This is a genomic window from Pseudoalteromonas sp. SR41-7 (assembly GCF_014163935.1).
In the GTDB taxonomy this organism is placed as follows: Bacteria; Pseudomonadota; Gammaproteobacteria; order Enterobacterales; family Alteromonadaceae; genus Pseudoalteromonas; species Pseudoalteromonas distincta.
The window spans coordinates 353,134-366,927 of record NZ_JACJEF010000004.1 but is presented as its reverse complement, the minus strand read 5'-3'; the positions used below and the strand labels follow the sequence as shown (position 1 = coordinate 366,927).

Sequence of the window (13,794 nt, the reverse complement as noted above, 5' to 3'; positions counted from 1 at the left end):
ATATGTTGGATTTTATGCCATCGCATTGGTTGATACCGCAATCTGTATTAGGGGTATCGTTTTGGCTTGCATTAATAGCCGTGTTTATTGTTGCTTTTATCTCGATTATTATACTTACGGTTAAGAGCAATAGTCGAGTAAAGCAAGTTAGGCACATTATTAATGGTGAATCTATTACCACGCTTTATGATAATAGCTTGGCTATTAGCGAGCGTGCTAAAGCGTCAAAATCTAAAATAGTGCACAGCCTGTGGCATGAATTCGGTGAAAGTTTAGTAAAAGACGACCGCTTACAACGTGTTTATAATACCTTGGACGCGGAGCACTTTTTTAACCATAAAACCCTGTCTGCAGGCCTTACATCTAACCGATTATTAGCGGCCACCCCTTCATTTTTGACTGCAATTGGTGTGTTAGGTACCTTTATGGGCTTAACCATGGGCCTGCGCGACATTAATATTGGCAGTGAGGACATAGAAGTATTAAAAGTTGGCATAAACAGCATGATGAGTGGTGCTGCTTTTGCTTTTGTTACTTCTGTATGGGGGGTAGGTTTAAGCTTACTGCTCAACTTTATTGAAAAAATAGCAGAGCGTTTAATCATACGAAATATTACTGCTGTACAGCACCGCATTGATTTTTTATACCCGCGTCTGCCTGCTGAAAAATCACTTGTTGATATTTCTAAAAATACCAGTGATAGCAGTGAGGCTTTAAAGGAATTGCATGAGCGAATTGGTAATAAATTACAGGAGACGATTTCGGGTGTGAGTGACAGCATGCAAGATGCTTTTACTAACGCACTTAACAATGTAATGGCACCTGCTATGCAGTCGTTAGTCAGTAATGCCAGCCAACAAACCAGCGGCGTGCTGGAGCATTTAATTAGTAACTTTACGGAGAGCATGCAAGCGGCGGGCAGAGGCCAAGGCGAGCTTATACAAAAGTCGACTGAACAAATGCATGAGGCAGTAAGTAGCCTGAGCGCGCAAATGAGTGCAGTGCTTGAACAAAGTAGTAATCAAGCTGAGCTAATGGCCCAGCAACAAGCGGGGGCATCATCGCAATTTAACCAGCAACTCGAAGCGATGCTTAGCAAAAGCGAAGAACGCCAACAGCTTATGGAGCAAAAGTTATTTACGGCTATTGAATCGCAACAGGAATCGCAAGCAACACGTGAAGCAAACCATGTAGATAATTTACAGTCGGTATTAGGTGGTTGGTTAACTGAGCAATCGAAAACGCTTAATAAGCTTTCTGACTCTATGGCTGAAGTACAAAGCGCGATGGGCGAATCGAACCGTGGATTTGTTAATGAGCTTTCTAGCCAAAACGAAAAAACAACGGCGCAGCAACTGGCGTTTACTAGTGGCCTTGAAACAAGTTTACAAAGCTTTATGCAAAGCACTGAGCAGCGCCAAAAGACGCTTGAAGAAACGTTTGGTTCATTAATTAACAGCCAACAGCTTGAAGCGGCTAAGCGTGACTCAGAATATCGTGAGCAATTACAAACGCAGTTAGATAAGTGGCTAGCACAACAAGACCAAATGCTAACCTCGATGACTGATGCTGTAAAACGTACGCAAACACATATGGACTCGGTTATTACACAGCATAAAGAGGTTATAGGGGAGCTTAAAACGGTTGCGGAGTCATCTGCTACAAGTAGCCAAAACCTGAGTAATAGCGCAAACCAAATTGGGGTGTTATCGGGCAATTTATTAAAAGCAACGGAGCTGTTTGATACGCGCTTAGGTGATATGACCGACACAATTAAAGGTATTTCTGCTCAGAACGATGCATTAGCAAATCACGTAATTGAGCAAGCTAAAGTGCTAAGAGGGCTTGAAACGTCGCTTGTTGCTACAACAGAGCAGTTTGGTAGTACGGCAAAATTAGCTCAAAGCGGCTTTAGCGAAATGAAAACACATCAAATTGAGTTTATAAGTGGTGTTGAGGCATCTTTTGAAGGGCTAAGTAATACCTTAGCTAAGCAAGTAGCTGATATTTAAAAGCAAACGAATGAGTGGTTACGTAGCTATTCATCAGAAGTAAATACGCAAGTTAAAGAGCGTATGGAAACCTGGAATACCACAACTCGTGAATTTAGCGACCAAATGCTTAGAACAGTACGCACAATTACTAATTTAGTGGATGAATTGGAGCGTAGCTAATGCGAGTATTTAGAAGCAACCAAGTAAGTGTTGACGAAGAAAACCCTTATTGGATGTCGTTTTCGGATATTTTGTCGGGCTTACTTATTTTATTTGTTTTAGCATCTGTTGTGTTGATGGTTGAGCTGATAGAAGCCAAACAAGAGCTTGAAAATAAGCAACAAGCATTTACTCAAGAGCTAGAAATGCTGCACAAAGCCGAAGAAGTACGTAAAACAATTTTAGATGAGGCGGCTGATTTACTGCGAAAACGAGGCATACAAGTCACGGTTAGTGAAAATAAAACTGTATTAAGTATTCCTAACGATATTTTAGGGTTTGATAGCGCAGCGTTTAATATAAGCCCAGAGTTTGAAGGCACTGCACTTGAAATTGGTGAGGTACTTGCTGAGGTTATAAATAAAGAAAACCGTGAGCAATTTCTTGATACTATTTTTATTGAAGGGCACACCGACAGTAAAAACTTTAACGGTATGCTGGGTAAAGGTAATTGGGGCTTATCGACCTTTAGGGCGATTTCGCTGTGGGAGCTTTGGAGTAAGTTACTACCAGACCAACATAATTTAGCGGCTATTAAAAATAAAGATGGCAACAAGCTTTTTTCGGTTAGCGGCTATGCGGCAACACGAAGAATGGTAGTTGAAGAGCTAACAGAAAGTGATTTTAGGTCTAACAGAAGAATAGACATACGCTTTACAATTCGCAGGCCTACTAGTGCGGAATATGAAACGGTGAGAAGCCGTTTGGAGATGCCTTAATTATGTTGCTTTTACCTCCTATTCCTCAGCTTTCAGAATTTAGCTGGGAGCGATTTTCACAGCAGTGGAATAGCCTGACTTTACAAACAAAGAAAATTGCCGACGGTGCAGGGCAAGGTGAAGAATTTAAAGCCCTTGAGCAACAGGTTAGGCAATGTGTATTAAGCAGAGATATTACACAATTAAAAAACACACTACTTAAACGCAAAGGTGTGCGTGTTTTAACTCAGTTATGGATTGATAAAGAAGAGGTAAGAAAAGGCTCATTAAACGAAGAAACAATAGATTACATTCAAGCTAAACATCCCAAACTTGGTATGTCGTCGTTAATGAATTTAATTTCGTTAGTTTATCGTTATTTTGATGCACTGGTTGATGGCAATATTTTTAATCGATTAACGCAGTGGCTTAACCAGCAAATAGAGCAACGTTTAAAAGATCGCAAAAATACAAGCGACACAATTTTGTCTGTGCTTAATCAGGCTAAATGGCTGTTTGATTTAACCGCTCCTAAGGCTTTGGTTAACCTTGCCAAACAAAACCACTTAGACTTAAGCGAACAATTAAAAAAACTACGCTTAAACGAGCTGCCGCAAGGGCGTTTTTTAGATATTTGCCACGCGCAATATTACCTGGATACACTGAAAGAAATTCCCGTTGGTGAGCAACATGATGTGCTGCATGAGCTTTTAAAGCACGATGTTGCCACTATGCCTTTTGAAGAAGGTAAACGAATAGGGCACATAGCGCTTGAAATTATTATTGACCGCTCTGCTGGTGCACCCAGTGAAATATGGCAAAACTTTGTACTGAATTTAGCTGGCGATCCGCGTATTGCTAATACAGCTACAAATTACCGCCAGTGGTGGAAGCCCATTGGTGAGAGTAGAGTAAAAGCAGTAACAAGCTGGCTTGCTAGAGAAGACTTGCGGTTATTTTTAGGCGCTATTGAAGAGTACGCAAATTACACCGGTGATGAAGCGTTAAATAGAATGTTCCCCGCACGTAAGCGTTTTTTAGAAGGGCTTTATGAACATGGATTTGTGCGTAATACCCGCTTAATGCTCGGTACTAATGCTGCGAAGACAGTAAAGACTGTATTGGGGAATGACCTTAAAATAAATTATATAAATTTAAGTGGATCTCAAGAAACTCACACTTCTATTATTTATCTAGATTGTGGAGACTTCCACATAGTAGAAGGTTCACATGAGTTTAAACTTTGGGTTTATATGGGCCTACCTAGTGAAAAGCTAATAGATTATTCACTCAGTGAATTTACCCGCTCCGATTTAATACATCGCTTTCCTAAAGATTTTAGAGAACTTTATCCTAATGGTAATTTTAAGGATATAACTCACTCACCTACAACTTGGCAAAACAGGGCCATAGAGTTTTTAACTCAAAACGGTATTGAACTCGATTTAGAAAAACTGTTTTATAAAGACGAATACAGAAGATATATAAGTCGGTATGGATTACCTGTTTTAGGAAGTAAAGAAAAAGTAGAAATAGAAGTAGAAGTAGAAGCAAAAACGGAAGCCACTCAATCGCTGGAGTCTTTAATTTTGCATGTACTAGATGTACATCAACCTATAAATAGTAACTCAATTACTAATATCTTAGCGCAGGAGTTTGAGCTTCGCAAAAGTGTTCACCAGGTAAATTTTGCACTTTACTCTTTACGTACAAAAGGCAGGGTCACCTTAAACTCTGAAGAGTTATGGAGCCGTTCGCTGTAGCCCACTTCAGAGAAAAGCATGAACTTTAGGAATATTAAAAAGGGATTTAAAAATACATGTCACTTGTTAGTTTGATAAAAGGGCTTTTGCCTAATAATAAAAATAGTCATTTAGCGGACGATAAATACTCCTTAGTATATGACTCGTATGGCGTTAATTTTGCCACTAATGAAGCTACATTTCATTGCCTAAACAAAGGTGAGGGTGCAAGTCGTCAGCTTATTCAGCATGTAGTACTTAAAATGCTTGAAGAAAGACATATTGCTGAAACACTACCTAATGGCTTTAGGCTTGATAGTGAGCAAGCATGTTTATTAGACCCAGAAGATGCAGACGTTTTAGGGTTACCGCCTTTTTTTAATAACGACTTTGACGTTGATATTCAAGGTAGAACAACTAAAAGTAGCTTTTCGCTGCAGTTGTTTGCAAAATTTGAGCAGCAAAAATATCCAGTAAAAAGAAAAGGACCGATACTTTTTTTTAGTGAGCAAACACAATATTTAATGACGCCAGAGCAGCTTAATGCTGTTTTAGCCGTAGAAAAACATTCGTCGCTTACGCCCGATGACCGCACTGAGCTAAATAATGTGTTGGCAGTTGCTAAGTTACAGCAAGCAGTCAAAGATGGGTTAAAACTAGATTTAAAACATTTTGATAAATTTGATTTAGTACAACCACAACAAATTACAGTAACAGCAAATCAACAGGTTGATGGTAGCCTAGAGCTTAGCCCAAGCTTTGGTGATGGATCATCATCTGAAGACTTACAAAATCGCTTAGCTCAGTTACAGGGCGACGGGCAAGTAATGCGAATAAAAGATCGCATTGTTTTACTTACTGACGATAAAAAACAAGCTGTTAAAGAAGTACTGCAAAATAGAACCATTCCTGCACACAAAGTCGCAGAATTTATTAAAACCCCTTCAGCTTTTTTAGATGCATCTATTTTAAACCTCGATCTTGGATTTTCTCTCAGAGTTGCTGGTATTGGCAAAATGGTACACATTCCTTTTGGTCAAGACAGCGATGGCAGTAATGGCTGGTTTTCGACAAATACAGACAGTGAGCCACCAGAGCGCTTAGTTAAGTTGCTTGAATGCGAGGAAGATGTTGTATCGTTTGAGCAAAGTTACCAGCAAGCTAAAGGGCAAAATGCAGATAGTGTTGTTGTTGATGATGAGTTAATTGACATACGCGATGAGCAGCGCGTTAGTGAAACACTCGCAGAGGTAAGAGAAAATTTAGCAAACCCTTCTAATGACTCAGATACACCTGAAGTTGAAGATACTCAGGTTCGTAAAGAGCAAGTTTCTTTGTTACTAAAAGATGCGGAAGAACATAATCAAGACATTGTAAATAAAGTTGCGCAGTTAGACCGATCTATTAGTTTTGACAGAACTAATTTAGCGCGAACACCTTTCCCTCATCAAGAGTCTGGCATTAGCTGGATGATGTCGTTACTTAAGTCAGCTCAATTAGATAACCATGATGATATGTATAGAGTACAGGGGGCTTTACTAGCCGATGATATGGGGCTTGGTAAAACCTATATGACGTTAGTTATGCTGGCTGAGTACTTGTCGATGCAGCAGCAAAGCAATAAATCCGAAAAGCCCATATTAATAGTCGCTCCACTTAGTTTATTGGAAAACTGGGAACAAGAGGTTGAAGCTACTTTTAAAGATTCACCATTTAGAGATATTAAAGTCCTGCAGTCATCAAGGGATTTGAAAGAGTTTAAAGTTCAAGGGGCTGAGCGAGAGTCTATGCAGCTTGCGACGGTAATGAATGATTCGCATGCTGATCATAAATCTATTCGTTACGCTTTGCATGTAGGGGCTGATGCAGCAACAAAGCGTTTAGATATGGATAGACGTGTTGTTATTACTACCTACCAAACACTCCGAGACTATCAGTTTTCATTATGTGTTATTGACTGGGGAATTGTAATATTTGATGAAGCTCAAAATATTAAAAACCCAAATACTCAAGCAACACGTGCAGCTAAAGCACTAAAAGCTGATTTTAAATTACTAGCTACAGGTACTCCTGTTGAAAATAGTTTAAGCGAGTTTTGGTGTTTAATGGATACAGCGCAACCAGGGCTATTAGGCGATTGGGGCTATTTTAGAGAGCGCTGGATTAAGCCAATAAGTAGTGCTAATGAGGAAGAAAAAGCAGAGGTGCGTTTAGAAGTTGGTAACGATTTACGTAATGCTGCTGGGCAGTTTATGTTACGCCGAACCAAGGAAGACGAGCTAACCGGAATGCCTACTAAAACAATAAAAACAGGTATTCATAAAGACTTGGCTGACAATATGGCATTTGCTCCAGAGTTAGCTCGTAATATGACCGGAGGTCAGTTGCTTGGCTACAACCAAATTGTTGAAGATTATAGAAAGGAGAAAGCAAAAGAGCAGGGCGGCGGCCATGCTTTAACAGTACTACAGCAATTAAGAGCTGTTAGTTTGCATCCAAGGCTTGATGAGGTTTTTAAACAGCCACCTAATAATGCCAAAGAGGCACAGCGTAATTTACAAGAGTCTGAAAAGTTGCGTATGTTGTTAGATATATTGTCAGATATAAAAAACAAACAAGAGAAAGTAATTATTTTTGCGACGACTAAAAAGCTTCAGGCTGTTCTTAAAATATGCTTAGACAAAATTTATGAGCTAAACATTCATGTTATTAACGGAGACAGCAAAGCGATTGCTACAAAAAAAGATCAGCTATCTCGTAAAGGGATGATCACTGACTTTGAAGCAGAAGAAGGCTTTAACATTATAATTATGTCGCCTGTAGCGGCAGGTGTTGGCTTAACGGTTGTTGGTGCAAACCATGTAGTTCACTTAGAACGCCACTGGAACCCCGCAAAAGAAGCGCAAGCTACAGATCGTGTTTATCGTATTGGTCAAAAAAAGCCTGTGTTTATTCACTTACCCTGCCTTTTACACCCAGAATATGATTCGTTTGATGTGAACCTAGACAAACTACTCGCAAAGAAAACCATGCTAAGAGATGCGGTAGTAACGCCTGAAGTTGTGAGTGAACATGAACTGATGTCGTCAATGGGGTTATGAAGTTAAGTGGTATTAGAGTGAGCTGCTACTTTGCAAGCTTGTGATCTAAAAAGGTAAATATAAAGCGCTATTATTCATTTAAGAAAATAGTAATTTAAATAAAATGGAGTAAATATGGAAAATTATAATGAAAAAGATTTGAATGCGAAAGTTGATGAAATGTTTAATGATTTTAAAACTAAACTTGATTCAACATTGAATGTACTGGTTTTAGGTAAGGTGAGCGCAGGTAAAAGCTCTTTTTTAAATGCCTTCTTTGACCGTGAAATGACAGATCCTTTATTCAGTGTAAACGCAAAATCAGGTGAGACTACAGAAGTAAAATTTGAAAAGTTAGGAGAAAACATCTCTATAGCTGATACACCTGGATTAGATGATATTGTTAGTGAAAATTCAGCTGAAACTATAAAAATGCTAGATGATGGTGTGGATATTGGTATTTTAGTATTGTCAGGCTCTGCTGATAAATCTCAGAAGAAACACTATGAAGATTTACGAGAAAAATCAACAGCAGTTTTTATTGTTCTTAATAAGGCAGACACTTTCTCTGAGGAAAACTTATCAGGTGTAATAGCACAATGGAAAGATCAATTAGGACTTTCAAAAGAGGAGGAGATTTATCCAGTAGTTTCACGTGGTTATGATCCTAAAGATAAAGAAATATTTAGAGGTCAAGAATTTGAAATTGAGGTTGATAATCATGGTCGACCAAAAACACTCAAAGGGATTGATACAGTTAGAGATGACGTGTTGGTATTTTTGGAAAAGCAAGGTAAAGATTTATTACTTGCTAAAGAATTAAAAGATAAAAGCAAAAAGGCTCTTGCAATAATTTCAACAGCGACAGCAACAGCAGCAGGTGCTGCATTTATTCCCGGCAGTGCTGCGTATATTCTTGGGGCTCAAGCGGTAGCTATTGGTTCATTAGGTTATTTATACACAGGTGAGATGATTGGTAAAGCTAACGCTATCTCATTCATTGGAACATTTGCTGCTGAGCAAGTTGGTATGAACTTATTTCTGATAGCAAAATCTTTTCTTCCACCAACAGGAGTTATCGATGCTGCAGCTGCAGCTGTAGCTGCTAGTGTTACCGCTGCAATGTTATCAGCTGTGAATTACATATTAAAAAATGAAATTGGCTTTGGTGATAAAGAGCAAATGAAGAGTATTTTCAATGATATTAAGGAACAATTGAAAGCAGAAACTAAATCGGCAGAAAAAAAGGAGTTAATTCAAGCTACCTTTTGGAAAGTATTAATTAAAAAAATCATTTAATGTAAAAGTTCTTAAGAACCAATAATATCTTTTATTGATTTGTGCCTTTAATTTAGCGGTTAGCTAAATTAAAGGCACAAATACCAATAAATTATATAACATTGTCTCTTTTCCCAATCTTTTCACTTATCCATTCTTCAACTTCACTTTCTACCCAGGCTACAGAGTTACCACCTAACTCAACTTTCATTGGGAATCCACCAGCGCTCATAAAGCGATATACAGTTGAACGGCTTAAGCCTGTGATATGTAAAACTTCTTTTAATTTGATTAAACGCATGGGATTTCTCCGGTCAGGTTATTAGTACATATCCTTTCCGGGGGTAGTAATTTTTTACTGAGACGAAACAAAAGCGTTAGACATATACATCACTATTTTGCATAAACCATTAAGAGGGCATAACAATGCAAAATAACAAGTCACTATACGAATTCGATCACCCAGTAAGTGATGAACAAATACTTGAAGCTGCTGCTTACATAATCGCTCAAAAGCAATTTAGGCATGGGGCTTTAACATGTCCGAAAGACAGTGAAGAATATTTAAGGCATAAGCTGGCGTTGATTGAGCATGAGGTTTTTGCCGTCCTGTTCTTAGATAGCCAAAACCGCATACTCGAATACAAAGAGTTATTTAGGGGGACTATTAACGCAGCAAGCGTATACCCGCGAGAGGTGGTTAAAGAAGTATTAGCGCTAAATGCAGCATCTGTAATACTTGCGCACAATCATCCTTCAGGCGTAAGTACACCATCTCAAGCTGACAAGCTTATTACCACCAAATTACAGCAGGCGCTTAACCTAATTGATGTTTCGATAGTCGATCACATTATCATTGGTGAAACCAGTTATTCATTCGCTGAGCATGGCTTAATTTAAAGGGAGTAGGGTATGGCTATTAAAATAAAGCAAGTGCCAGGATTAAACGTGCCAGAATCATTGTTTGGTGTGATCGTTAATGCAGTTGCTAAAGCTGGGGAGTCGGTAGGATGTGCTAAGGCGCTAACTATTAATTTTCGTGATAAAGACTACAGTGCTAAAGCCGGTGGATTTCATCCTGTTGAGGTAAGGCTAGAAAAACGGGGTATTGGTTGGGAGCTTATATACATTACTGATTTTTCATACCAGGGCCGACCTGATTCTGAATTAGTAAAAGAGATTGATGTGTGCTTTGTGATTAAGCGGGTATATCACATGCTGGTGGGCTGGTTGAGTGAACGAGAGGGGAAGGACCTTTTAACCTTGTTTGTGGCTAACTTTGTTGATTATTACAACACGGGTTGCTACCAGGTCAGTATTACAACTGATTAAGGAGTTGGTAATGGCTGAAGTACAAGCGATTAAGGACCTTGATACAGTTAAGTTAATTAGTTACTTGCTCGAAAAGCGGTGTTCTAAGCAAATGAGCCATATTTGGAATATAGGTTTGAACTTAGCATTGCGTATATCTGATTTATTGTCTGTTAAATTTACGGATATACAAAACGACAGGTTAATTATATTTGAGAGTAAAACAGGCAAGCTAGCAGAGATTAAGTTAAATCAGAAAGCATTAGCGTTTATCCATGAAGTACGCGTAACTCACCCCAACCATGTTTACCTATTTCAATCGTATCGTAATCAACAATCTAAAAGTTCAATAACACGGCCCTTGTCACGCAGGGCTGTTACAAGAGCATTTGCGCTGGTGGGTGAAGAGCTTAATTTAAAGCTAGGTACTCACTCAATGCGTAAAACACGAGGTTACCACCTCTATCACAAAACCCAAGACATCGCCCGTGTAATGAAAATGCTTCGCCATAGCTCTGAAGCAACGACACTGCGTTATATTGGAATAACTCAGGAGGAAATCGATAAAGACTTTGAAGAGTTAGAGCTATAAATTTATTACATATAATAGGAGTAAGTTTGTTATGTCGTTAGAAAAAGCCGTTACATGCGGTGTAGTAGGAAATGAAGTATCTAAACAGATAACCGGTAGTAGTGAGCCGTCACTCGGACGAACGGCTATTGCTGTAAGCTCTGGTGCTGTAGCAGGAGCTGCTGTATCTGGTGCGATAGTAGTTGGGTTAGGTGTGGCATCTGCACCTGTTACAGTGCCATTAGCTCTTGCTAGTGGCTTGTTGGCTGGAGTAGCGAGTTTATTTGATTAGAAGTAAACAAAGAACGCATTTATGCAGTGCGTTCTTTTTTTGCTTTTGTAGCGTAAATAGCGCTTCTCGTAATGCTATTTTGGGAACTTACCATCCCTTATATACTAAGGGTTTGAGTTTATTTAGCTAGTTGAAGGTCTCAAAAGCGCGTTAGAACAATTTATGAGAAGCACAGGTCTTAGTTAAAGTATCACCTCTGACTATAACCAAAACAACGCTGCCCTAAGCCGTAATGCTTAGTATTAAGTTTGGCGAAGTAACTTACTCGACAATAAAGAGCATGGAAGTTTTGAGCGAAATTAGGGTTATTAGCGTCAAGGTAATAGTGTGCATTATCAGGCAAATGAACTAATTCCATCGTTTCATTCAGCGTTAAGGACAACGCACTTGCCCAGGCCTTAGCTATTCGGGTAAACAAGTTATCGCTTTCTATATTTATTTTACCCGTACAGTGGTACCGGTCCTTATTGAAAAACAGTACAAGATGATAATGCTGATGGTGAGCTTCGTCCTTCTCTCTAGTCCAAATATATCTAATATTACATGGATGTGGAGTTTTACCATCACGAACTTTACGTTTTGTATCTGCTTTAATCTGCGCCTCAAGAGAAGCAATAAATCGTGTAATAATTTTATTGCTATCTAAATCAACTGTATTTGAATAAGCAGGTAGCCTTAAATCAATTCTGACTGCAAACGTTCTTTTATGTTCACTACATGCAGCATGCATTACTTTCTCAATAGCATTTAAGTAGGGAATAACTAGTCGCTGATCTACTCTAGCGAGTGTTTGATATTGCTTGTATGTAGGGTTTGTTGTTACTGGGTATTGGGTTGGGTTAGTCATTATCTTTCTCCTGTTATGTATTGGTTCATATCAGGTGTATGAGTCGTAGTTTTTTAATTGGTATTTGTTGTGATAATGACTTCGTTACTAGTAACTCTTATAAATATTACCAAACCGAAATTTAAAGAAAAAAGATCAATCAGATTTGTTATACCTATTTTTAATAATGTGCTACTGGGGTGCTGTTTAACGTGTTTATAATCACTCTGAAGTTATGACTGCTCTATAAAAGTGTGCAAAGGAATCAGGGACGCATTGAAATACGGGGTGTTTACCAGATTCTAAATTGGATTTTGGGTCTCTAAAATCTACGTTCATATTGGTAATATTAACTTTATCACTAAAGTCGATACTAGAAGAGATAACTAAATTTTCAATTGAACTTATATCTGGATATACAGCTTTAGTCGGGGTTTTTATGAGTTCTATATCTATATTTTTATCTGTACAACCCAAGCTAGTTACCCATGATAAGTATTCTTGTTTGCTAGGGATTGTAGGGAGGGTGCTATCACATTTATTCTGATATAAGTTGAATAAAATATAATGAATGAGTAGGTTCGCGAAACTTCCTATTAGCACAGAGGTTAAACGGCCATGAATAGCTGCCATGAACTCAAAGTTTGCAGGACTTAAAATCTGATTGAAAGCATCTTCTTCTGAAATAGGCTTAAGTACATGTCCCGTCTTATTCAGTAAGCGTAATAAACCGTAAGAAGCTAACCTGAATAGAACATCGTCGAAGTAATCGAAAACTTGAGTCGGCTGTTGTTTCAAAAATTGAATTTCATCTTTTTGCTTGGTATCACTATCTAACCACTTATTTTCAAGACGAAGTAACTCCATAAAAAGAGATTCTCTTCTATGAGGTGAATCGAGTAATAATGGTAAAAATACCGCTGTGTATAAATTAGGTTTTTTATTCTTAATTTGTGAGATTATTAAAGGGATAACCATCAGGTATATATTAGATGCTTTATTGCCTTTTTTTATTTTAAATACAGAACTACGTTTTAAATTATTAGCTTCACTACCAACTAAGCCTTTTCTTACTTTTGGCTTTAAACTGTGATATTTTTTGATCGTACATCCTGTTACTGGCTGGCTTATTAAGTTTCCATTTTTAAGTAGCTTTATAGCCGTTTTTAGCTGAGGCGATTCTAACCCACATGCTTTAGCTATACTTGCCATTGTAAAGCCTTCTATGTACCCATGTTCATCTTGGTTTAATGCAAAGAAAGACCATACTAATCTAACAGGCACCCTTAGTTTAAATTTCTCGAGCTTTGCCAGCATTTCGCTAGATATTAATTTACTAACATCGTTGGGTTTATCGTAGATAAAACTATATGAAAGTGTTGGTCTTCCACGCTTAAAATGCTCAGATCCGAGTTTTGATATTGCATTAATTTCTTGTAGCTCTTCTAGCACTTTTTTAAATTTATTGTGTGGACACCCTAATTTGATTAAGTCATTTTTAGATACTTCGTCTCCAATTATTCTCCCTGTAATTAAGCGGATTAATATCCACTTTGTATGTGGAGATAAATTAGTTGTTAAACTAAAAAACTCATTCATTTGACTGCTTCTATTTGGGATGTTGATACCTAGTAGTAGAGCAAATCATTTGAATAAACACAATAACAGGGTGTTATTTTATTGAATAAATAAAACATCTAATTAGTGTTTAATTGGAGTTAAAGTAAGTCACTAACTGGTACTGTATTTAAACGCTAATTAATGCGTAAGTTAGAATCTAATT

General features: G+C 38.1%; 12 protein-coding genes. 9 read left to right on the top strand and 3 right to left on the bottom strand.

Annotated elements, in window-relative coordinates; genetic code table 11:
- Positions 1-2 precede the first annotated feature (2 nt).
- From zorA to H5092_RS07860, 5 genes are all read left to right on the top strand, one after another.
- Entirely contained in the window at positions 3-2,012 is a 2,010-nt protein-coding gene (gene zorA / locus H5092_RS07880; protein WP_182733266.1) for an anti-phage ZorAB system protein ZorA, read from the top strand.
- Between the two features lie 161 nt (positions 2,013-2,173).
- Entirely contained in the window at positions 2,174-2,932 is a 759-nt protein-coding gene (locus tag H5092_RS07875) for an OmpA family protein (protein WP_182733265.1), read from the top strand.
- Between the two features lie 2 nt (positions 2,933-2,934).
- Complete coding sequence (locus tag H5092_RS07870; RefSeq protein ID WP_182733264.1) at positions 2,935-4,674, top strand: EH signature domain-containing protein; 1,740 nt, start codon at positions 2,935-2,937, stop codon at positions 4,672-4,674.
- A gap of 56 nt (positions 4,675-4,730) precedes the next feature.
- Positions 4,731-7,754 carry a DEAD/DEAH box helicase gene (locus H5092_RS07865; RefSeq protein ID WP_182733263.1) on the top strand — a complete coding sequence of 1,008 codons (3,024 nt, stop codon included), beginning with the start codon at positions 4,731-4,733 and terminating at the stop codon, positions 7,752-7,754.
- Between the two features lie 114 nt (positions 7,755-7,868).
- Positions 7,869-9,032, top strand: a complete 1,164-nt coding sequence (locus tag H5092_RS07860; protein WP_182716142.1) for a GTPase — start codon at positions 7,869-7,871, stop codon at positions 9,030-9,032.
- 91 nt (positions 9,033-9,123) lie between these two features.
- Here H5092_RS07860 and H5092_RS07855 read toward each other — a convergent pair whose 3' ends face one another.
- Positions 9,124-9,312 carry an AlpA family transcriptional regulator gene (locus tag H5092_RS07855; protein WP_182716143.1) on the bottom strand — a complete coding sequence of 63 codons (189 nt, stop codon included), beginning with the start codon at positions 9,310-9,312 and terminating at the stop codon, positions 9,124-9,126.
- Between the two features lie 125 nt (positions 9,313-9,437).
- Here H5092_RS07855 and radC point away from each other — a divergent pair, with 125 nt between their 5' ends.
- From radC to H5092_RS07835, 4 genes are read left to right on the top strand one after another with little or no spacing between them, the layout of a single operon-like run.
- A complete protein-coding gene (gene radC / locus H5092_RS07850; RefSeq protein WP_010557264.1) occupies positions 9,438-9,911 on the top strand; it encodes a DNA repair protein RadC in 474 nt (157 codons plus the stop codon).
- A 12-nt stretch (positions 9,912-9,923) separates the two neighbouring features.
- Positions 9,924-10,343: a DUF2787 family protein gene (locus H5092_RS07845; protein WP_121955339.1), complete on the top strand. Its 420-nt coding sequence runs from the start codon at positions 9,924-9,926 to the stop codon at positions 10,341-10,343.
- 10 nt (positions 10,344-10,353) lie between these two features.
- Positions 10,354-10,914, top strand: coding sequence for a tyrosine-type recombinase/integrase (locus H5092_RS07840; RefSeq protein ID WP_138488856.1), 561 nt, complete (start codon positions 10,354-10,356; stop codon positions 10,912-10,914).
- Between the two features lie 31 nt (positions 10,915-10,945).
- Positions 10,946-11,185, top strand: a complete 240-nt coding sequence (locus H5092_RS07835; RefSeq protein WP_138488857.1) for a hypothetical protein — start codon at positions 10,946-10,948, stop codon at positions 11,183-11,185.
- Positions 11,186-11,375: 190 nt separating this feature from the next.
- Here the strand turns inward: H5092_RS07835 and H5092_RS07830 are convergent, their stop codons facing one another.
- Together H5092_RS07830 and H5092_RS07825 are read right to left on the bottom strand one after the other, a co-directional pair.
- The gene (locus tag H5092_RS07830; RefSeq protein ID WP_182733262.1) at positions 11,376-12,032 is read right to left on the bottom strand and encodes an inovirus Gp2 family protein; all 657 of its coding nucleotides are present in this window, start codon (positions 12,030-12,032) and stop codon (positions 11,376-11,378) included.
- Between the two features lie 201 nt (positions 12,033-12,233).
- Positions 12,234-13,610 carry a hypothetical protein gene (locus tag H5092_RS07825; RefSeq protein WP_182733261.1) on the bottom strand — a complete coding sequence of 459 codons (1,377 nt, stop codon included), beginning with the start codon at positions 13,608-13,610 and terminating at the stop codon, positions 12,234-12,236.
- Between the last annotated feature and the right edge of the window lie 184 nt (positions 13,611-13,794).

Coding starts and splice junctions, on each gene's coding strand:
- zorA (WP_182733266.1), top strand. CDS start 3: ATGTTGGATTTTATGCCATCGCATTGGTTGATACCGCAATCTGTATTA.
- H5092_RS07875 (WP_182733265.1), top strand. CDS start 2,174: ATGCGAGTATTTAGAAGCAACCAAGTAAGTGTTGACGAAGAAAACCCT.
- H5092_RS07870 (WP_182733264.1), top strand. CDS start 2,935: ATGTTGCTTTTACCTCCTATTCCTCAGCTTTCAGAATTTAGCTGGGAG.
- H5092_RS07865 (WP_182733263.1), top strand. CDS start 4,731: ATGTCACTTGTTAGTTTGATAAAAGGGCTTTTGCCTAATAATAAAAAT.
- H5092_RS07860 (WP_182716142.1), top strand. CDS start 7,869: ATGGAAAATTATAATGAAAAAGATTTGAATGCGAAAGTTGATGAAATG.
- H5092_RS07855 (WP_182716143.1), bottom strand. CDS start 9,312: ATGCGTTTAATCAAATTAAAAGAAGTTTTACATATCACAGGCTTAAGC.
- radC (WP_010557264.1), top strand. CDS start 9,438: ATGCAAAATAACAAGTCACTATACGAATTCGATCACCCAGTAAGTGAT.
- H5092_RS07845 (WP_121955339.1), top strand. CDS start 9,924: ATGGCTATTAAAATAAAGCAAGTGCCAGGATTAAACGTGCCAGAATCA.
- H5092_RS07840 (WP_138488856.1), top strand. CDS start 10,354: ATGGCTGAAGTACAAGCGATTAAGGACCTTGATACAGTTAAGTTAATT.
- H5092_RS07835 (WP_138488857.1), top strand. CDS start 10,946: ATGTCGTTAGAAAAAGCCGTTACATGCGGTGTAGTAGGAAATGAAGTA.
- H5092_RS07830 (WP_182733262.1), bottom strand. CDS start 12,032: ATGACTAACCCAACCCAATACCCAGTAACAACAAACCCTACATACAAG.
- H5092_RS07825 (WP_182733261.1), bottom strand. CDS start 13,610: ATGAATGAGTTTTTTAGTTTAACAACTAATTTATCTCCACATACAAAG.